This window comes from Pleomorphomonas koreensis DSM 23070, assembly GCF_000425185.1.
In the GTDB taxonomy this organism is placed as follows: domain Bacteria; phylum Pseudomonadota; class Alphaproteobacteria; order Rhizobiales; family Pleomorphomonadaceae; genus Pleomorphomonas; species Pleomorphomonas koreensis.
The window spans coordinates 80,992-100,166 of the sequence record NZ_AULH01000001.1; the positions used below are offsets into that span (position 1 = coordinate 80,992).

Below are 19,175 nucleotides of genomic sequence, written 5' to 3' on the forward strand. Positions count from 1 at the left end.
TCAGGGAAATCGAGCGCTCGGCGTCGGCCGGGGTGGTCGGCCGCGATCGGTGTGCCCTTGCGGGCGGGCGGCTCAGCCGCCGAAGGCGTAGCTGCCGCGCGCCACATGGCGCTCGCGGGCTTCGAGGTCGTAGCGATCGGTGGCGGCGGCGATGTACACCAGCTCGCGCTCGCCGGCGGCCGGGGCGCGGAAGGTCTTGGCGAGGCGCTTGAGATTGCCGAACATGATCGTCTTCCTTTCCTGTTCCGGGCGATCCCGGAACCCTTGGTCTCATCTTTTCTTTGCACCCCGAATATAACGCCGTCGCCTCGCCTGTCCAAGACCTGCAAGCCTCTGCCGCGATTCGTATTTTCTTGTGGTGAGCTTCAGTTTTCCCGAGACGGGCCGGCAGCGGACAAGAAAAAGCCCGCCGGCCGCCCCGGAGCTTCCGGAACGGCCGGCGGGCGCCGGCATGGCCGGAAAGGCGTCAGTCGGCGGTCTTCGGGCCGCGGTCGAGCAGCGCGTAGAGCAGGATGGCGCCGAAGGTGGCGGTGCCGATGCCGCCCAGCGTGAAGCCGCCGATGTTCAGCGTCAGGTCGCCGGCGCCGGCGATCACCGCCGCCGCCGTGGTGATCAGGTTCTTGGTCTCGGAGAAGTCGACCTTGTTCTCCACCCAGATGCGGCCGGCCGTGGCGGTGATCAGGCCGAAGATGACGATGGAGAGGCCGCCGATCACCGGGCCGGGGATGGTGCCGATCAGCGCGCCGAACTTCGGCGAGAAGCCCAGGAGGATGGCGATCACCGCCGCCACCACGAACACCAGCGTCGAGTAGATGCGGGTGACGGCCATCACACCCATGTTCTCGGCGTAGGTGGTGACGCCGGTGCCGCCGAACGAGCCGGACAGCATGGTGGCGAGGCCGTCGCCCAGGAAGGCCCGGCCGACGTAGGGATCGAGGCTGCGGCCGGTCATGGCGCCGATCGCCTTGATGTGCCCGAGGTTCTCGGCGACCAGGATGATCGCCACCGGCGCGATCAGCGCCATGGCGCTGGTCGAGAAGACCGGGGCGGTGAAGGACGGCATGCCGAACCACGGCGCGGCGTCGAGTCTCGCGAAGTCGATCGGCGCATCGCCGAACGGAGCGGCGCCCAGCCAGTAGATGATGTAGCCGACGAGGCCGCCGATCAGCACCGGAATGCGGCGCAGCATGCCCGGCGCGTAGACGGCGGCGGCGCCCACCGCCACGATGGTGATCAGGCCGACCACCCGGTCGAAGCCGGTGGCCGAGATGCCCTTGACGGCGATCGGCGCCAGGTTGAGGCCGATGGCCGCCACGATGCCGCCCGTCACCACCGGCGGCATCAGCTTCTCGATCCAGCCATAGCCGATCTTGATGACCACGAGGCCGATCAGCGCGTAGAGAGCGCCGGCCGCGATGATGCCGCCGAGCGCCACGCCGATGTTGATGTTGGCGCCGGTGCCGGAATAGCCGGAGGCGGCCATCACCACGGCGATGAAGGCGAAGCTCGAGCCGAGGTAGGACGGCACGCGGCCGCCGACCACCAGGAAGAAGATCAGCGTGCCGATGCCGGAGAACAGCACCGCGACGTTGGGGTCGAACCCCATGATGATCGGCGCCAGCACCGTCGAGCCGAACATGGCGACCACGTGCTGGAAACCGGCGATGAGGGTCTGCGGCCAGGGCAGCCGCTCATCGGGAGCGACGCGGTCGGCGGTGGTCGGCTTCCAGCGCGGAAACCAGCCTTCGGCTGGGCTGTCTGTCATGATCATCTCGTCTTGTGATGCGGCGTCCCCCGGACGGCCGCGTGGAAAGGCGAGATCGTCACTATCCCCAAGCTCGGCAAAGGCGAAAGAGCAGCCGAATACGGCCGCTGTCGGCGGCTCGGTGCATGAGGTGCTGATTCTGAACATGAAAACGTACATTTTGACCAGATGGTCAGAATTCAACCTATTGGTAATCCACAGAAAAATCAGTACCGGCCGGCTTTGTGGCAGGAGCCGTCGCCGCCAGCCCCGTTGACAGGGAAAGGCGCCTGCCGGCAGATGAGGCATGCAAGGTGTTCCGTCGGCATGCCGCCGCCGGGATGAAACGGGAACGGGGAACGGATTGCATCCGAAGCCCCGGCCGCCCCCGCGACTGTGCGTGGTGAGTCTCCGTCCAAGGCGCCACCGGGAAACCCCTGGGAAGGCGGACGGCAGACGGCGATCCACGAGCCAGGAGACCGGCCTTGCGGCAATGATCGGCTTCCGTCGGGTGAGACGGAAAAGGAGATGGACATGCATATCGAACCCGGCCTGGTGGCCGACGGCAAAATGTGGCTCAGCTATCTGACGGCGGCGGGCGCCGCCGGTTACGGCCTGAGGCTCGCGTGGCGGACGGCCCGCGACAGCGGCGTCCTGTCGCTCGGCCTGCGCAGCGCTGCCGCCACGGCGCTGGTCTTCTGCTTCTTCGAAGTGTTGCCGCACTACCCGGTCGGCGTGTCCGAGGTGCATCTCATCCTGGGATCGACGCTGTTCCTGATCCTCGGCGCCGCGCCGGCCGCCTTCGGCCTGGCCCTCGGCCTGCTGATCCAGGGGCTGTTCTTCGCCCCCTTCGACCTGCCGCAATACGGCATGAATGTCACCACGCTGCTGGTGCCGCTGTTCGGGTTGGCGGCGCTTGCCCGCCTGGTCATCGCGCCGGCGACGCCTTATGTCGAACTGAAATATCGGCAGGCGCTGGCCCTCTCCACCGCCTACCAGGCGGGCATCGTCGCCTGGGTCGGTTTCTGGGCCTTCTATGGCCAGGGCTTCACCGTCGACAACTTCGCCGCCATCAGTTCGTTCGGCGGCGCCTACATGCTGGTGATCCTCGTCGAGCCGCTGGTCGATCTGGCGGTGCTGGCCGGCGCCAAGCTGCTGCACGGCCTGCGCGGCAGCTTCCTGGTCGAACGCCGTCTCTACGACGCCGCCTGACGGTTGCCATGGACCATCCCGGAGCGGCGGGCGCCCGGACCCGTCCGGACCGCCGCTCCTGCCATTCGCTCGCGTGTCTGATTTCCCCGGAAAACGCCGCGTTTGTCGGGCTGACGCCGCGCCGTCGCCGCTCCGGATCACCGGACGGCTAGGCCCTTCCGCGCCGGCGTCACGCCGGCCGGTCTCCCACTTCCACGCGGCGCTCACCCGCCCGTCCGAGACGCCCGACCTCCGGCGGTCTTGACAGCCGCAAACCTTTCCGCATAACGTCGTAAACGTTTACGGGAGCAAGTGGACAAGCTGAAAGGCAGGGAGGAGAGCCCTGTCGGACGGGGTGTTTCGAGCGTCATCGCATGCCGGCCGGCATGTATGGCGAACGATGGGTTGCACCTTGTCGCGACCTTGGGTGTTCTGCCGGATCGCCGTCCGCTTTCGCTCCCGCCGGCGCCGTCCGTCGGCCACCGGAGAGCAGGAGGAGTAGGGAGCATGAAGACATCGGCAATCCTCGGGGCGGTGCTCTACGCCGGCGCCGCGGCGCTCGGCATGGCGGCGCACGCCGCCGATCCCGTCACCATCACCATCTGGTGCCAGGACGATGAACGCCAGCCGGGCCTCAACCTCGCCAAGGAATTCGGCGAGAAGAACCCCGACATCAAGGTCGTCTATCGCCAGATCCACTTCGACGACGTCACCTCGGAAGCGATGCGCGCCTATTCGACCGGCCAGGCGCCCGACATCATCGCCATCGACAATCCCGAGCACGCGCTGTTCGCCTCGCACGGCGTCTTCCTCGACCTCACCGACCGCATCGCCAAGTCGGAAGTGATCCACAAGGAGGACTATTTCCCCGGCCCGCTCGCCTCCGTCACCTGGGACGGCAAGCTCTACGGCGTGCCCAAGGCGACCAACACCATCGCCCTCTACTACAACGCCGACCTGTTCAAGGCGAAGGGCCTCGATCCCGACAAGCCGCCCCAGACCTGGGACGAGCTGGTCGACGCCGCCCGCAAGCTGAACGACCCGGCGAGCAACGTCTACGGCATCGCCTTCTCGGCCAAGGCCAGCGAGGAAGGCACCTTCCAGTTCCTGCCCTGGGCGCAGATGACCGGCGGCGGCTTCGACCACATCAACACCGACGGCGCCGTCCGCGCGCTCTCCATCTGGAAGACGCTGCTCGACGAGAAGCTCGCCTCGCCCGACACGCTGACCCGCGGCCAGTGGGATTCCACCGGCACCTTCAATTCGGGCAACGCCGCCATGGTCATCTCCGGGCCGTGGGAGCTCAACCGCATGTCGCAGGAGGCGAAGTTCGACTGGCGCGTGGCGCTCCTGCCGGTGCCGGAAGCCGGCGCGCCGCGCTCGTCGGCCATGGGCGACTTCAACTGGGCGATCTTCAAGAGTTCCAAGCATCCCGACGAAGCCTTCAAGGCGCTGGAATACTTCGTTTCGCAGGACCCGCGCGTGTTCCCCGTGTGGGGCCAGCTCGCCGCCCGCGCCAACGTCGAGATCCCGCCGACCGGCGACGCCAAGAAGGACGCGGCCGTCAAGGTGTTCATGGAGCAGCTGAAATACGCCCAGCCGCGCGGGCCGCATCCCGACTGGATGAAGATATCCAAGGCCATCCAGGACGCCATCCAGTCGGCGCTGACCGGCGGGGCGACCCCCAAGGACGCGCTCGACCAGGCGGCCGCCACCATCAAGGGCATCCTCGGCTGATCCCCCGACGGCGCTCCGGCTTTGGCCGGGGCGCCAGCCCGTTGACCGCAATCGCCCGCCGGGGCAAAGCTCCGTGCCCGCCGCCGGGGCGGACGTGGGGAGGACCGATGCGACGCCTCTATTCCAGCCTCGTCGACGGCCGCGGCTTCGACCTCTGCCTGATCGGCGTGCCGCTGGCCTTTCTCATCGTGCTGTCGGGCCTGCCGCTCGTCTACAACGTGGTGATGAGCTTCCAGGCCGTCGACATGTTCAGCCTCGGCAGCTTCATCCGCCCGTGGGTCGGCTTCCAGAACTACCGGGAATTGGTCGCCCAGCCGGAATTCTGGCCGATCATGGGGCATACGGCGACCTTCCTCGCCGCCTCCATCGCCGGCCAGTTCCTCCTCGGCTTCGCGCTCGCCCTGTTCTTCTGGCTGGATTTCCCCGGCGCCTCCTGGCTGCGCGGCCTGTTCCTGGTGTCCTGGGTGATGCCGGGCCTCGTCGTCGGCGCCGTCTGGAACTGGCTGCTCTCCGGCGACTTCGGCGTCTTCAACTTCGTGCTGCGCGAATTGCACGTCATCTCCGGCAACGTGTTCTGGCGCTCCGACCCGACGTTCGCGCTCTGGAGCGTCATCATCGCCAACATCTGGCTCGGCACCTCCTTCAACATGATCCTGCTGTCGGTCGGCCTGTCGTCGATCCCGGCCGATCTCTACGAGGCGGCCGAGCTGGACGGCGCCGGCGCGCTGACCCGCTTCTGGACCATCACCCTGCCGATGATGCGCTCGACCATCGGCGCGCTGATCTCGCTCGGCCTGATCTTCACGCTGCAACAGTTCGACCTGTTCGCCGCCATCACCTCCGGCGGGCCGAACAACGCCTCCAACGTGGCGCAATACTGGGCCTGGGACCTGTCGTTCAAGCAATACGACTTCGCCAAGGGCGCCGCCATCTCGGTGATCATGATCGCCGTGGTGATGCTGGCCTCCGTCTACTACGTCCGGTCGACCCGTCACGAGGTGCGAGGATGAGCGAGACCTTCCGCAACCGGCTGCTGCTTCTCGTCGCGCTGGCGCTCGCCGCCGTCTACCTGTTCCCGCTCTACTGGATGTACATCACCGCGCTGAAGACCGGCTCGGAGATGTTCAGGACGCCGCCCTCCTTCTGGCCGGACGAACCCCAATGGGCGATCTTCCCCTTCGTGTTCCAGTTGAAGGGCATGGCGCAGTTCCTGTGGAACTCGGTGGTGATCGCCTCCGGCTCGGTGGCGCTGATCGCCTGCCTCGGCACCGGCGCCGCCTATGTGCTCGCCCGCTACCGCAACGTCTGGGTCGACGTCGGCCTGTTCCTGGTCTTGATGCTGCAGGTGCTGCCGGCCTCGCTGATGATCACGCCGATCTTCGTGCTGTTCACGCTGACCGGCCTCCTCGACTTCCCGCGCACGGCGGTGGTGCTGGCGATCGCCGCCAAGAGCATGCCCTTCTTCATCGTGCTGGTGCGCGCCACCTTCATGAGCGTGCCGATGGAGCTGGAGGAGGCGGCGCTGGTCGACGGCAACTCGCGGGCCGGCGCCTTCTGGTCGATCGTGCTGCCGCTGGCCAGGAACGGCATCCTCGTCTCGGCCATCCTGATCTTCATGCAGGCCTTCGGCGAGTTCGTCTACTCGAAGTCGCTGATCCAGGAGATCGAGCTGCAACCCAGCTCGGTCGGCCTCAACGCCTTCATGGGCCCCAACACCAACGAATGGAACCGGATCATGGCCTTCGCCTCGATCTACGTCACTCCCATCCTGGCGACCTTCGTGCTGCTGCAGCGGCGCATCGTCTCCGGTCTGACCTCCGGAGCCCTGAAGTGATGAAGCAGATCGTCTTTTCCGGCGTCAACAAATACTACGGCGCCTTCCACGCCCTCAAGGACATCGACCTTGCGATCGACAAGGGCAGCTTCGTGGCGCTGGTCGGGCCGTCGGGCTGCGGCAAGTCGACGCTGTTGCGCTCGCTGGCCGGTCTCGAAAAAATCACCGGCGGCGACATCTCGATCGCCGGCGAGGTGGTGACGGCCCTGCCGCCGCGTCGGCGCGACGTCGCCATGGTGTTCCAGAGCTACGCCCTCTATCCGCACATGACGGTGGAGGAGAACCTCACCTATTCGCTGAAGGTGCACGGCGTTTCCAAGGCCGAGCGGAAGCGCGCCGCCGGGGAGGTGGCCGCCACCACCGGCCTCTCCGGCCTCCTGCACCGCTATCCGCGCGAACTGTCGGGCGGCCAGCGCCAGCGCGTCGCCATGAGCCGGGCGATCATCCGCAATCCCAAGGCCTTCCTGTTCGACGAGCCGCTTTCCAATCTCGACGCCGCCCTGCGCGTCCACATGCGGAAAGAGATCCGCGCCCTGCACGACCGGCTCGGCGCCACCTCGGTCTACGTCACCCACGACCAGATCGAGGCGATGACCATGGCCGACCACGTCGTCGTCATGCGGGCCGGCGTCATCGAGCAGCAGGGCCGGCCGCTCGACCTCTACGACAAGCCGGCCAACAAGTTCGTCGCCGGCTTCATCGGCTCGCCGGCCATGAACTTCATTCCCGCGACGGTGGAGGAGGGCGGCAGGGTGACCGTCGACCTCGGCGCCGGTCCGGTCGAGCTTGCCGTCGCCGTCGCCGCGCCCGTCGGCGCGCGGGTGTTGATCGGCATCCGGCCCGAGCACCTGACGCTGACCGCGCCCGGCGACGGCCGCCTCGTTGCCGCCGTCGCCTTCACCGAATCGACCGGCTTCACCACCTTCGTCAGCACGGCGACGACGCCCGAGCTGATGGTGGTGGAAACCGGCCGCCGGGCGGTCGCCAGCGGCGATCGGGTCGGCCTCGCCTTCGACGATGCCAGCGTCCACGTCTTCGACGCGGAGACGGAACAGCGGCTCTGATCGATTTCCAGGTTTGAAGAAAAACCCCGGAAGCGGCGCTTCCGGGGTTTTCCTGCTTCGGATCGATCGCCGTGGAGAAGGCGCGGCCGTCAGGCCGGTGGGAGTGTGATCCGAAGCGGACCGGCGGCGCGGAGGGTGGCGCCGCCGGAACGCTGCTCGAAGTCGTCGCCGCCATCGGCCGCGACGATGCGCGGCACGCCGACGAGGCGGAGGGCATAGGGGAGGTCGCGGTCGGGCGTCGCGGTCAGCACGTCGCCGTCGCGCCGCACCGTCAGCTTCAGCGCCGGCGCGCCGCTGCGATGGTCCGGCACGGTCGCCGTGGCGGAGGCGCCGTCGGCGAGCTGATAGAGGGCGAAGGTGATACCGTCGGCGTAGTCGTAGTCCGGCCGGCTGTCGTCCTTGCCGAAGGCGACGAGGCTGTTCGGCCGCACGTAGAGCGGCAGGCTCATGACGCCGTGGTTCTCGCGCCGCCAGGCCGGGCCGTCCACCACCTCGCCGGTGAGAAGCTGCGTCCAGCGGCCTTCGGGCAGGTAGACCGTCACCTCGCCGTCCCGATCGAACACCGGTGCGACGAGCAATGACGGACCCAGCATGAACTGCCGGTCGAGCGTTTCGGCGCCGGGGTCGTCGGGGAACTCCAGCAGCATCGCCCTGAGCATCGGCACGCCGGTCGCCGACGCCTCGACGGCGGCAGCGTAGAGATAGGGCATCAGCGAACACTTGAGGCGCGTGAAGTCGCGCAGCACCGCCTCCGCCTCCTGGTCGAACAGCCAGGGCACGCGGTAGGACTTGGAGCCGTGCAGGCGGCTGTGGCTGGACAGGAGGCCGAAGGCGCACCAGCGCTTGTAGACATCGGCCTCGGCGGTGTTCTCGAAGCCGCCGATGTCGTGGCTCCAGAAGCCGAAGCCGGAGAGGCCGAGCGACAGGCCGCCGCGCAGCGTCTCGGCCATCGCCGGATAGTCGGAATAGCAGTCGCCGCCCCAGTGGACGGGGAAGCGCTGGCCGCCGACCGTGGCCGAGCGGGCGAACAGCACGCTCTCGCCGCGCGTCTCGACCAGCGCGTCGTGGACGATCCTGTTGTAGAGGAAGGAATAGGAGTTGTGCATCCGCTCGGGGTCCGAGCCGTCGTGCCAGACGACGTCGGTCGGGATGCGCTCGCCGAAATCGGTCTTGAAGGCGTCGACGCCCATGGCGATCAGCCGCCGCAGATGGCCGGCGTACCAGTCCGCCGCTTCGGGATTGGTGAAGTCGACGATGGCCTGGCCGGCCTGCCAGAGATCCCATTGCCAGACGCCGCCGTCCGGCCGCTTCACGAGGTAGCCCTTCTCCGCCGCCTCGTCGAACAGCTTCGACGCCTGGGCGATATAGGGATTGATCCAGAGGCAGATCTTCAGCCCCTTGTCCCTGAGCCGCCTCAGCATGCCCTCGGGATCGGGGAACACCGCCGGGTCCCACTCGAAATCGCACCAGTGCAGGCCGCGCATCCAGAAGCAGTCGAAATGGAAGACGTGGAGGGGGATGTCGCGCTCGAACATGCCGTCGACGAAGGCATTGACGGTGTCCTCGTCATAGTCAGTGGTGAACGACGTCGTCAGCCACAGGCCGAACGACCAGGCCGGCGGCAGCGCCGGCCGGCCGGTCAGTCGGGTGTAGCGGTCCAGCACCGCCTTCGGCGTCGGGCCGTCGATCAGGTAATATTGCAGCGCCTCGCCGGTCACCGCGAACTGCACCTTCGACACCTTCTCCGACGCCACCTCGAAGCCGACGCGGCCGGGATCGTCGACGAACAGGCCCCAGCCGCGGTTGGTCAGGAAGAACGGGATGTTCTTGTAGGCCTGGGTGGTCGAGGTGCCGCCGTCCTCGTTCCAGATGTCGATGCTCTGGCCGTTCTTGACGAAAGGCGAGAAGCGTTCGCCGAGGCCGTAGACCAGCGTGCCGACCTCGAGGTCGAGCCGCTCGAAGACGTGCGGCGGCTCGACGGCGACGCTGGCGTGGCCGGTCTCGCGCGGGCCGGTGCCGGTGAGCCGCTTGCCGCCGCGCGTCACCTCGGTCCGCCAGGTGCCGTCCTTGGGAATCGTCAGCGTCAGGCCGCCGGAGGTGAAGGCGAGGGCGGTGTCGCCGTCGTCGATGACCGGCCGGAAATCCTCGTCGGAGAACAGCTCGAAGACGGGGCCGCGCTTTGCCGCCCCCCGGTGGTGCTCGATGCGGACGCCGATGACGCCCTCGATCGGCGCGGTCAGCGTCAGCGTCAGGGTCGGCGCGTTGATCTGGTCGGCCCGGCCGCGGCCGCGCACGGCGAGCGCCAGCACCTCTGCCTTGCGCTCCTCGACCCTCACCGCATGCACATGGTGCGGATTGAGGATGTTCATCCCCTCCGGCAGCAGCCAGTTGCCGTCGCTGAACTTCATCAACCGTCCTCCCCGGCGCGCTCCGCCGGGCGGGGAGCGCGCGCCGGCCGTTCGTCGCCAAGACCTTCGTGGGTCTTGCGATTCCACGGCCTTCCTCTATTCCGTAAACGTTTACGACGATAGCGGCGCCGGCGCCGCCTGTCAAAGGGCTTTTGTATCGGCGCGGATATCGGCAAAGGGCAGGTTTCTCCGGCGGCACCGGGCATTCCGCCTATTGCCCGACCGCCGCATTTCTGCTGAAAGACGGGTGGCGGATGGTCGGCCTTTCCGGAATGGGCTCCGGCGCTGGATGCGGAGGGCGAGGGATTGGGCATCAAGGAGCTGGCGCGCCATCTCAACATCTCCATCGGCACGGTGTCGCGGGCGCTGAACGGTCACCCTGAGGTCAACGCCGAAACGCGCAAGCGCGTGCTGGAGGCGGCGGCGGCGCTCGGCTACGCGCCCGACCAGGCCGGCCGCAGCCTGCGCCAGGGCACGCTCAACGTCGTGGCGCTGCCGCTCTCCACCGATCTCTCGTCCAAGACCGACACCATGTTCTTCATGGAGCTGTCGCGCGGCATCCAGGACCGGCTCTCCGAGCACGGCCTCGATCTGGTCATCCATCTCAACAAGCCCGGCCTCGACATGCTCGACCGGGTGAAGCGCATCGTCGAGCGCCGTCAGGCCGATGCGCTGATCCTTGCCGAGACGCGCGACGACGATCCGCGTCTCGACTACCTGGCCGGCCGCAGCTTCCCCTTCGCCACCATGGGCCGCTCCTGGTCCGGCGGCAGCCATCCCTGGATGGACCTCGATTTCGACTTCGCCATGCGGGCCGCCGTCGACCGTCTGGCCGGCTTCGGCCACCGGCGCATCGCGCTGGTCACCGGCGATCCCGGCTACATGCTCGACACCATGCTGCGCGACGCCTACCGGCGCGAACTCACCGGCCACGCCCTGGCCGTCGACGAAGAACTGATGATCAAGGCCGACACCCACGAGGAGGGCGGCTACCAGGCGATGACCCGTTTCCTCGCCCTCGACGCGCCGCCGACGGCGGTGATCTTTCCGCACTACCGGGCGGTGGTCGGTGCCTATTCCTGCCTCGCGGAGGCCGGCCTGCAGCCGGGCCGCGATATCGCCATCCTCAGTTGCTCGGCCGACACCACCATCGCCCAGTTCATGGCGCCGCCGCTCACCTGCTTCCGCATCGACCTCTACAGCCTCGGCCGCCGCCTTGCCGAGGCGCTGCTCGCCGCCATGCCGCGCTTTGCCGAAAGCTACGGCGGCGCTCTCGTGCAGGAGGTCTGGCCCTGGGAACTGGTGGGCCGCGACAGCGACGGCTTCCTGCTGCGATGACGGCGGCATAGATTTCCCGAAGCCGCCGATTCGTGGCTCCGGAGAGTCCCATGCGTGAAGAAAGCCTGTCCTTTCCGCCCTATCCGACCGAGCCGGCTGGCCGCGACGAGGCGGTCGATGTCCGCGTCGCGACGCTGGGGGACGGCCGCCGCATCTTCGAGATGATCACCACCGCGCCGCAGCGCGACGACGGGCCGCGCCGCCGCCGCATCGAGGAGCGGCCGGGCGAGCCGCGCGTCGTCACCGGCTCGCCGCTGTTCGACGCCCTCCACGCCCAGGCGATCGACGATGCCCGCCTCAATGCCGTGTCGTCGATCCGCGACGGCGCCTATCGCCACGGCGAGCCGATTGCCTGCGACTGTTTCGAGACCGGCGAGAAGTGGACCTACGTCTGGACGCGCGACGCCGCCTATGCCGTCCATCTCGGCCTCGCCGCCCTCGACCCAGAACGGGCGGCCACCACGCTGCTCTACAAGGTCAGCGCCTTCCGCGACGGTCTCGCGCCGCCAGCGCTGCCGGCCGACGGCTTGCAGATCGTCCAGGACACCGGCTCGGGCGGCAGCTGGCCGGTCAGCACCGACCGCGTTTCATGGGCCTTCGGCGCCGAGGCGCTCTTGGCGACGCTGCATGGCGATGCCCGCGCCGCCTTCGCCGCCACCGCCTTCCGGGCGCTGTCCGGCACCGTCGAGGCCGACCGTCTCGCCGCCTGGGATGCCGCCGACGGCCTCTATCGCGGCGAGCAATCGTTCCTCGACTGGCGCGACCAGACCTACGCCCCCTGGGTGATCGACGACCTCACCGCCATCGCCACATCGAAGGCGCTTTCCACCAACGCCTGCCACTTCAAGGCGCTGAGCCTTGCCGCCCGTCTCGCTGCCGAGCGCGGCGACGACGGCCTTTCCCGCCGCTACGCCGGCTGGGCCGCCGACCTCCGGACGGCGATCGACCGCGGCTTCTGGCTGGAGAGACACGGCCTCTACGCCTCGATCACCACGCCCGACAGCCCGGCGCGACCGGTCGAAAAGTTCGACATGCTCGGCCTCGCGCTGGCCATCCTGACCGGCGTCGCCGACGGCAGGCGGGCGCGACGCATCCTCGCCACGTATCCGCATGTGCCGTTCGGCGTGCCGGTCTGCTACCCGGCCCAGCCGGACGTCGCCTGCTATCACAACCGCGCCATCTGGCCCTTCGTCACCGCCTACGAACTGCTGGCCGCCGCCGAGGCCGGGGTGGTCGCCGCCTTCGACCACGCCTTCGATTCGCTGGTCCGCGGCGCGGCGCTGCATCTCGACAACGTCGAGAACCTCGAATGGCTGACCGGCAAGTCGGCCTTCGACGACGGCCCGGTCATCTCCTCGCGCCGTCAGCTATGGTCGGTCGGCGGCTATCTCGGCATGGTGACGAAGGCCGTGTTCGGCTACCGGCCGCACGCGGACGGCCTCCGTCTCGCCCCCTTCCTCACCGCCCATGTCCGCGACCGGCTGGGCGGCGGGCAGGCAGAACTGCACGGCCTCGTCCACCACGGCCGCCGGCTGTCGATCGTTCTGCATCTGCCGCCGCGCGACGCTCGCCGCGGCCATTTTGCCCTGCGCGAGGTACGGCTCGACGGCGAGACGGTCGACGGCGTCATCGCCGACGCCTGCTTGCGCGACGGCAGCCGCCTCGACGTCCATTTCGGCGATCTCGTGCCGGACGGCCTGGAGATCGCCATGATCCCCACCGTCGACGCCCTAACCCACGACGACCCGCGCGTTTTCTCGCCGCGCGAGCCGGTGATCACCGACCTCGTCGTCGAGGACGGCCGGGTGCGGCTCAATTTCGAGGGACAGGCGCCGCGCTCCGGCCGGCGCGAACCGCTGCGCTTCAGCGTGCTGCGCGACGGCGAGGTGGCGGCGCGCAATCTTGCCGATGGCGTCTGGTTCGATCCCGCGCCGCTCCGGCCCGGCATCCGCCGCGCCTATCGCGTCGTCGCGCGCTTCGCCGACACCGGCAACGCCTCGCATCCGTCGCGGGAGGCGGCGATCGAGGAGGGTGCCGTCGTTACCATCGGCGTCGATGGCGCCGGCGTCGAGCGACGGGACGGGCGGCTGGTCTTCGCCGAGGTGACGGTGCCTGAGGCCGGCGACTACCGGCTGGCCTTCCTCTACCGCAACCACCGCTTCCACATTCAGACCGGCGTCACCAACGCGGTGAAGACGGTGGAGGTGTTCGATGCCGAGGGGCAAAAGGTGGGTTCAGGCGTCGTCGAGATGCCGCACATGACGCCGGTCAACCCGCTTCGCCGCTCGACGGCGCTGCCGTTGCGGCTCGCCGCCGGCCGCTACCGGGTCGAGGTCAGCGATTTCTTCAACATGAGCTGTCTGGAATCGAACGCAAACTACATCAGTCCGGGCGGCATGAGCGGCCCGCTGAACGACGCCGACATCCGCGCCCTCGATCTCGTCAGGATCGGCTAGAAGTTGCCGCTGTCGCGCAAGCTGTGCTCGACGCGCAGGATGCGGCGGGTCAGCGTCAGCGACAGCACCAGACCGGGCACCGACATGACGCAGACGAAGATGACGATCGGCGTCTCGCTGAGGCCGAGCATGCTGCCGACCGCCCAGGCGAAGGCCACCAGCGCGCCGAGCATCTCGGAGACGATCAGCAGCGTCGCCCCGATCGCCGAGATGACGGCGTCGGTCTTGGTGTAGCGCACCTCGTGGGGCAGGTTGTCGGCATTGACCAGCATGGCATGAAGTCCTGTGGGCGGCCGTGGCGGCCGCCGTTCGTTGGCGCGCATCAAGGGCCAGCGGCGCCCCGCTGTCAAGTGCGGACGGCTCCAAACGGCAAATCGCCCGAAGCCGCAAGCCGGGCTATCGCCCGGACCCATCCGGAGGTTCCACCTCCGGACCTCCGGTTTTCTTGTCAAAAAGCTGGTGGGTGCGGGAGGCTGCGCCTCCCGCGCGGGGATCGGGGCGGCAGCCCCGAATTCCGCCGATGCGGCCGGACACCCAAAGCCGCAAAGCAGAACGGAAGCACGAGAGCCGGAGCCACCGGCGATTGAGGCAAAAGAAAACAGCCGGCGTGGGGGGTCCCGCGCCGGCCGCATGTCGTTCGTCAGGACGGGAAGGTCACTCGGCCTTCGGCTCGCCCTTGTCGTCCTGCTTGATCTCCTGGCCGGTGGCCTGGTCAACCACCTTCATCGACAGGCGGACCTTGCCGCGCTCGTCGAAGCCCATCAGCTTCACCCACACCTTGTCGCCTTCCTTGACGACGTCCTTGACGTTCTGGACGCGCTGCGGGGCGAGCTGGGAGACGTGGACGAGGCCGTCGCGGGTGCCGAAGAAGTTGACGAAGGCGCCGAAGTCGACGCACTTCACCACGGTGCCCTCGTAGATGGCGCCGACTTCCGGCTCGGCGGCGATGCCCTTCACCCAGTTCATGGCGGCCTGGATCGCCTTGAGGTCGGACGAGGCGAACTTGACGGTGCCGTCGTCCTGGATGTCGATCTTGGCGCCGGTCTTCTCGACGATCTCGCGGATGACCTTGCCGCCCGAACCGATCACTTCACGGATCTTGTCGGGGTTGATCTTCATCACCTCGATGCGCGGCGCGTGCTCGCCGATCGACGAACGGGCGCCGGTCAGCGCCTTGGACATCTCGCCGAGGATGTGCTCGCGGCCACCCTTGGCCTGGGCGAGGGCGACCTTCATGATCTCCTCGGTGATGCCGGTGATCTTGATGTCCATCTGCAGCGAGGTGATGCCGGCGGCCGTGCCGGCCACCTTGAAGTCCATGTCGCCGAGGTGATCCTCGTCGCCGAGGATGTCGGAGAGCACCGCGAAGCGGTCGCCTTCCTTGATCAGGCCCATGGCGATGCCGGCGGTCGGCGCCTTCAGCGGCACGCCGGCGTCCATCAGCGCCAGCGACGAGCCGCAGACGGTGGCCATCGACGACGAGCCGTTCGACTCGGTGATCTCCGACACCACGCGGATGGTGTAGGGGAACTCGTGATGGGCCGGCAGCTCCGGATGGATGGCGCGCCAGGCCAGCTTGCCGTGGCCGATTTCGCGGCGGCCGGGCGAACCCATGCGGCCGGTCTCGCCGACCGAGAAGGGCGGGAAGTTGTAGTGCAGCAGGAAGCGTTCCTTGCGAGTGCCTTCCAGCGTCTCGATATACTGCTCGTCCTCGCCGGTGCCGAGGGTCGCCACCACCAGCGCCTGCGTCTCGCCGCGGGTGAACAGCGCCGAGCCGTGGGCGCGCGGCAGCACGCCGACCTGGGCGACGATCGGCCGCACGGTCGCGAGATCGCGGCCGTCGATACGGCTGCCGGTGTCGAGGATGTTCCAGCGGACGATCTTGGCCTGCAGGTCATGGAAGACGTTGGAGACCGTCTCCTTGTCGAAGCGCGGCTCGGCGCCTTCCGGGAACAGCTCGCCCATCACCTTGGCGCGGGCGGCGTCGACGGCGGCGTAGCGCTCCTGCTTGGCGGTGATCCTGTAGGCGGCGCGCAGATCCTGCTCGGCGATGCCGAGCACGGCGGTCTCGACCTCGGACATGTCCTTGGCGACGAAGTCGCGCGGCTCCTTGGCGGCGCGCTCGGCCAGGCGGATGATGGCGTCGATCACCGGCTGGAAGCCGCGGTGGCCGAACATCACGGCGCCGAGCATGGTGTCTTCGTCAAGCTCCTGCGCTTCCGATTCCACCATCAGCACGGCGTCGCCGGTGCCGGCGACCACCAGGTCGAGCTTCGAATCGGCCATCTTGTCGACCGGCGGATTGAGGACGTAGGCGCCCTCGATCAGGCCGACGCGGGCGGCGCCCACCGGGCCCATGAAGGGCACGCCGGAGATGGTCAGCGCCGCCGAGGCGGCGACCATGGCCAGCACGTCCGGCGCGTTCTCCAGGTCGTGGCTGAGCACGGTGACGATCACCTGGGTGTCGCACTTGTAGCCATCGGGGAACAGCGGCCGGATCGGCCGGTCGATCAGGCGGGAGGTCAGCACTTCGTGCTCGGCCGGACGGCCTTCGCGCTTGAAGTAGCCGCCGGGGATCTTGCCGGCCGCGAAGGCCTTTTCCTGGTAGTTGACGGTCAGCGGAAAGAAGTCCTGGCCGGGCTTCGGCTCCTTGGCGGAGACGACGGTGGCGAGAACCGACGTCTCGCCGAGCGTCGCGAGCACCGCGCCGTCGGCCTGGCGGGCGATGCGGCCCGTCTCGAGCGTCAGCTTCTGGCCGGCCCAGTCGATCTCGACTTTCTGGATATCGAACATGCGTTTGTTCCGTTCTTGTCTGGTCCGGCGTGCGAAGCCCACGGGCAAGACGGCGAGAGGCTCCCCCGATAAGCGGCCGGGAGCCTCTGGCAATCCTGCCCCAGGGTGCGGAACACGCCGGAGCGGCGCTCGCCCCGGCGGGGCGACGGCGCCTGTGGTTCTTGCCCGCGGGCCGCGGGCGGACCCCATGCCGCCCTTCGGGGGGCGGCGGGAAACCGGAGCCGCGCCGGCGGACCGGAGCGGCGAAGGGGGAGGGCGGCGACCCGCCCGTCCCCGGTCGTCAGGTTAGCGGCGCAGGCCGAGGCGGCCGATCAGCGCGTTGTAACGGGCAACGTCCTTGCGCTTCAGGTAGTCGAGAAGCTGGCGACGCTGGCTCACCAGCTTCAGCAGGCCGCGACGGGAATGGTTGTCCTTGACGTGGCTCTTGAAGTGCTCGGTGAGGTTGGAAATGCGCTCCGACAGGACGGCGACCTGGACTTCCGGCGAACCGGTGTCGCCTTCGGCGGTGGCGTATTCCTTGATGAGAGCGGCCTTGCGCTCGGCAGTGATCGACATCGGAGACTCCTTGTCGTTGGATAACAAAAATGGCCCGGCCGGGATGTCGTCCAGCCGGGTCGGCGCAACCTGTGTCATCAGGTTGCGGTTTCTCTACAGGAAAATGTGCCTGAAAGCCAGTGGCATTCCGGACGCCGGCTTAGTCCGGCAGGATCAGCCGCACCGGCTTCAGTTCGCCATGCTCCACCTTGGCGATGGCGATCAGCCGGCCGCGCTCGAACACGCCGACCGCCTCCTCCTCGACCGGCGCGTCGCGGCCGCGCAACAGCACCGGATTGCCGTTCCTGAGCCGGATCGCCTGGTCGGAGGTGACGTCGAGCTGCGGCAGGTCGGCGAGCGCCGCCTCGACCGGCGCGAGCAGCGACAGCGCCTCGCCGTCCGCCTCCAGCGCCGCCTGCAACGCGTCGATGGTCACCATGTCGGCGTCCGCGAACGGCCCGACGGCGAGCCGCCTCAACTCGATGACGTGGCCGGCCGTGCCGAGCAGGCGGCCCATGTCGCGGGCGATCGCCCGGACATAGGTGCCCTTGCCGCATTCGGCCTCGAAGACGGCGGTGTCGGCGTCCGGGCAGTCGAGGAGATCGAGCCGGTGCACCATCACCGGCCGTGCCTTGAGCTCCACCGTCTCGCCGGCGCGGGCGAGGTCATAGGCCCGCTCGCCGTCGACCTTGATCGCCGAGAAGGCTGGCGGCGTCTGCATGATCTCGCCCTCGAATTCGTCGAGCACGGCGTCGATGTCGTCGGCGCTTGGCCGGTGGTCGGAGGCGCGGACCACCTCGCCCTCGGCGTCGTCGGTCGTCGTCTCGGCGCCCCAGCGCACGGTGAACCGGTAGAGCTTGTCGCCGTCCATCACGTAGGGCACGGTCTTGGTCGCCTCGCCGAGGGCGATCGGCAACAGGCCGGAGGCGAGCGGGTCGAGCGTGCCGGCGTGGCCGGCCTTGGGCGTGCCGAAAATGCGCTTCATGGCGCCGACCGCCTGCGTCGAGGTCATGCCGTAGGGCTTGTCGAGCACCACCCAGCCGTGGACCGTGCCTTTTTTCTTGCGAGCCATGTCTGAACCTTGTGCGGCGCCGGCCGGGGATGGAACCCGGAGCGGCGGGAAATGCCGGGGCGGACGACGCGTCCGGAAGGCGCCGCTCCTACACCGGCCCCGGCCGGAAGGCAAGGCCCGACCGATTGCGGCCGATGAGCCGGCATGGAAAGGTGGGAGCGACGAATCTTCCCGGAGTTCCAATGTCCCTCGGCGTCTTCGCCGCCGTGCTGGCGGCCGCCCTCGTCCATGCCGGCTGGAACCTGCTGATCAAGGGTGCCGCCGACAAGCTCGCCATGACCCTGTCGGTGGCGACATGTGCCGGCCTGATCGCGGCGGCGATCCTGCCGTTTCTGCCGCTGCCGGTACCGGCAAGCTGGCCCTATCTCGCCGCCTCGGTGCTGCTCCAGAGCGTCTACTACCTGCTGATCGCCCGCGCCTACCGCGTCGCCGACATGAGCCTTGCCTATCCGCTGATGCGCGGCACGGCGCCGCTCGTCGTGGCGCTGTGCGGCGCCGCCGTGTTCGGCGAAACGCTTGGCGGCGGAGAATGGCTGGCCGTCGGCCTGATCTCGGCCGGCATCGCGGCGCTGGCCCTCGGCGCCGCCCGGTCGGCGGGGGTGGCGACGGCGCTGCTCAACGCTCTGGTCATCGCCAGCTACACGCTGGTCGACGCCAGAGGCGCGCGACTTTCCGAAGCGCCGGCCGCCTACGTGCTGCTGCTCGCCGTGCCGACCGGCGCCGTCACCGTGGCGACGGCGCTGGCGGGCGGTGCCCGGCCACGCTTCGACCGGCGCACGCTCGGTCTCGGCCTGGTCGGCGGCGCGGCGACCACGCTGTCCTACGGCATCGCCCTCTGGGCGATGACGCGGGCGCCGGTGGCGCCGGTCGCCGCCCTGCGCGAGACGTCGATCGTCTTCGGGCTCTTGGGCGGCCGGCTGCTGTTCGGCGAGCGGATCGGCGGCCGTCGCCTCGCCGCCGTCCTCATGGTGGTGATCGGGGTGATCGCGCTGCGCCTTGCCTGA

15 protein-coding genes and 1 riboswitch are annotated in these 19,175 nt (G+C 68.6%); of the genes, 8 read left to right on the top strand and 7 right to left on the bottom strand.

Annotated elements, in window-relative coordinates:
* Positions 1-72: 72 nt before the first annotated feature.
* Both H512_RS26800 and H512_RS0100375 read right to left on the bottom strand, forming a co-directional pair.
* On the bottom strand, positions 73-225 hold the full coding sequence (locus H512_RS26800; RefSeq protein WP_156899263.1) for a DUF3563 domain-containing protein: 153 nt from the start codon (positions 223-225) through the stop codon (positions 73-75).
* Positions 226-466: 241 nt separating this feature from the next.
* Complete coding sequence (locus H512_RS0100375; protein WP_026781840.1) at positions 467-1,765, bottom strand: solute carrier family 23 protein; 1,299 nt, start codon at positions 1,763-1,765, stop codon at positions 467-469.
* A gap of 274 nt (positions 1,766-2,039) precedes the next feature.
* A riboswitch (cobalamin riboswitch) is annotated at positions 2,040-2,246 on the top strand.
* A 32-nt stretch (positions 2,247-2,278) separates the two neighbouring features.
* Here H512_RS0100375 and H512_RS0100380 point away from each other — a divergent pair.
* The 5 genes from H512_RS0100380 to H512_RS0100400 all read left to right on the top strand — a co-directional run bounded on the left by H512_RS0100380 (position 2,279) and on the right by H512_RS0100400 (position 7,570).
* The gene (locus tag H512_RS0100380) at positions 2,279-2,956 is read left to right on the top strand and encodes an energy-coupling factor ABC transporter permease (RefSeq protein ID WP_026781841.1); all 678 of its coding nucleotides are present in this window, start codon (positions 2,279-2,281) and stop codon (positions 2,954-2,956) included.
* Positions 2,957-3,442: 486 nt separating this feature from the next.
* Positions 3,443-4,672: an ABC transporter substrate-binding protein gene (locus H512_RS0100385; RefSeq protein ID WP_026781842.1), complete on the top strand. Its 1,230-nt coding sequence runs from the start codon at positions 3,443-3,445 to the stop codon at positions 4,670-4,672.
* A 107-nt stretch (positions 4,673-4,779) separates the two neighbouring features.
* Positions 4,780-5,682, top strand: a complete 903-nt coding sequence (locus H512_RS0100390) for a carbohydrate ABC transporter permease (protein WP_026781843.1) — start codon at positions 4,780-4,782, stop codon at positions 5,680-5,682.
* A complete protein-coding gene (locus H512_RS0100395; RefSeq protein ID WP_026781844.1) occupies positions 5,679-6,506 on the top strand; it encodes a carbohydrate ABC transporter permease in 828 nt (275 codons plus the stop codon). The genes H512_RS0100390 and H512_RS0100395 overlap by 4 nt, the downstream gene beginning before the upstream one ends.
* The gene (locus H512_RS0100400) at positions 6,503-7,570 is read left to right on the top strand and encodes an ABC transporter ATP-binding protein (RefSeq protein ID WP_026781845.1); all 1,068 of its coding nucleotides are present in this window, start codon (positions 6,503-6,505) and stop codon (positions 7,568-7,570) included. Before H512_RS0100395 ends, H512_RS0100400 begins: the two co-directional genes overlap by 4 nt.
* A gap of 89 nt (positions 7,571-7,659) precedes the next feature.
* On the opposite strand, the gene yicI is transcribed toward H512_RS0100400, so the two are convergent.
* On the bottom strand, positions 7,660-9,978 hold the full coding sequence (yicI, locus tag H512_RS21915; protein WP_053239426.1) for an alpha-xylosidase: 2,319 nt from the start codon (positions 9,976-9,978) through the stop codon (positions 7,660-7,662).
* A 306-nt stretch (positions 9,979-10,284) separates the two neighbouring features.
* On the opposite strand from yicI, the gene H512_RS0100410 reads away from it, so the two are divergent.
* Together H512_RS0100410 and H512_RS21920 are read left to right on the top strand one after the other, a co-directional pair.
* On the top strand, positions 10,285-11,316 hold the full coding sequence (locus H512_RS0100410; RefSeq protein ID WP_026781846.1) for a LacI family DNA-binding transcriptional regulator: 1,032 nt from the start codon (positions 10,285-10,287) through the stop codon (positions 11,314-11,316).
* Positions 11,317-11,366: 50 nt separating this feature from the next.
* Positions 11,367-13,772, top strand: a complete 2,406-nt coding sequence (locus H512_RS21920; RefSeq protein ID WP_053239428.1) for an MGH1-like glycoside hydrolase domain-containing protein — start codon at positions 11,367-11,369, stop codon at positions 13,770-13,772.
* Here H512_RS21920 and H512_RS0100420 read toward each other — a convergent pair.
* The 4 genes from H512_RS0100420 to truB all read right to left on the bottom strand — a co-directional run bounded on the left by H512_RS0100420 (position 13,769) and on the right by truB (position 18,171).
* Complete coding sequence (locus H512_RS0100420) at positions 13,769-14,044, bottom strand: hypothetical protein (protein WP_026781847.1); 276 nt, start codon at positions 14,042-14,044, stop codon at positions 13,769-13,771. The two genes, H512_RS21920 and H512_RS0100420, sit on opposite strands and share 4 nt — an antisense overlap.
* A 382-nt stretch (positions 14,045-14,426) precedes the next feature.
* Complete coding sequence (pnp, locus tag H512_RS0100425) at positions 14,427-16,565, bottom strand: polyribonucleotide nucleotidyltransferase (protein WP_026781848.1); 2,139 nt, start codon at positions 16,563-16,565, stop codon at positions 14,427-14,429.
* Positions 16,566-16,850: 285 nt separating this feature from the next.
* Complete coding sequence (rpsO, locus tag H512_RS0100430) at positions 16,851-17,120, bottom strand: 30S ribosomal protein S15 (RefSeq protein WP_026781849.1); 270 nt, start codon at positions 17,118-17,120, stop codon at positions 16,851-16,853.
* A gap of 139 nt (positions 17,121-17,259) precedes the next feature.
* Positions 17,260-18,171, bottom strand: a complete 912-nt coding sequence (gene truB / locus H512_RS0100435) for a tRNA pseudouridine(55) synthase TruB (protein ID WP_026781850.1) — start codon at positions 18,169-18,171, stop codon at positions 17,260-17,262.
* 182 nt (positions 18,172-18,353) lie between these two features.
* Here truB and H512_RS0100440 point away from each other — a divergent pair, with 182 nt between their 5' ends.
* The gene (locus H512_RS0100440) at positions 18,354-19,175 is read left to right on the top strand and encodes an EamA family transporter (protein WP_026781851.1); all 822 of its coding nucleotides are present in this window, start codon (positions 18,354-18,356) and stop codon (positions 19,173-19,175) included.

What these genes read in the sequence shown, in the direction of transcription:
- H512_RS26800 (WP_156899263.1), bottom strand. Translation starts at nt 225, where the DNA reads ATGTTCGGCAATCTCAAGCGCCTCGCCAAGACCTTCCGCGCCCCGGCC.
- H512_RS0100375 (WP_026781840.1), bottom strand. Translation starts at nt 1,765, where the DNA reads ATGACAGACAGCCCAGCCGAAGGCTGGTTTCCGCGCTGGAAGCCGACC.
- H512_RS0100380 (WP_026781841.1), top strand. Translation starts at nt 2,279, where the DNA reads ATGCATATCGAACCCGGCCTGGTGGCCGACGGCAAAATGTGGCTCAGC.
- H512_RS0100385 (WP_026781842.1), top strand. Translation starts at nt 3,443, where the DNA reads ATGAAGACATCGGCAATCCTCGGGGCGGTGCTCTACGCCGGCGCCGCG.
- H512_RS0100390 (WP_026781843.1), top strand. Translation starts at nt 4,780, where the DNA reads ATGCGACGCCTCTATTCCAGCCTCGTCGACGGCCGCGGCTTCGACCTC.
- H512_RS0100395 (WP_026781844.1), top strand. Translation starts at nt 5,679, where the DNA reads ATGAGCGAGACCTTCCGCAACCGGCTGCTGCTTCTCGTCGCGCTGGCG.
- yicI (WP_053239426.1), bottom strand. Translation starts at nt 9,978, where the DNA reads ATGAAGTTCAGCGACGGCAACTGGCTGCTGCCGGAGGGGATGAACATC.
- H512_RS21920 (WP_053239428.1), top strand. Translation starts at nt 11,367, where the DNA reads ATGCGTGAAGAAAGCCTGTCCTTTCCGCCCTATCCGACCGAGCCGGCT.
- H512_RS0100420 (WP_026781847.1), bottom strand. Translation starts at nt 14,044, where the DNA reads ATGCTGGTCAATGCCGACAACCTGCCCCACGAGGTGCGCTACACCAAG.
- pnp (WP_026781848.1), bottom strand. Translation starts at nt 16,565, where the DNA reads ATGTTCGATATCCAGAAAGTCGAGATCGACTGGGCCGGCCAGAAGCTG.
- rpsO (WP_026781849.1), bottom strand. Translation starts at nt 17,120, where the DNA reads ATGTCGATCACTGCCGAGCGCAAGGCCGCTCTCATCAAGGAATACGCC.
- truB (WP_026781850.1), bottom strand. Translation starts at nt 18,171, where the DNA reads ATGGCTCGCAAGAAAAAAGGCACGGTCCACGGCTGGGTGGTGCTCGAC.
- H512_RS0100440 (WP_026781851.1), top strand. Translation starts at nt 18,354, where the DNA reads ATGTCCCTCGGCGTCTTCGCCGCCGTGCTGGCGGCCGCCCTCGTCCAT.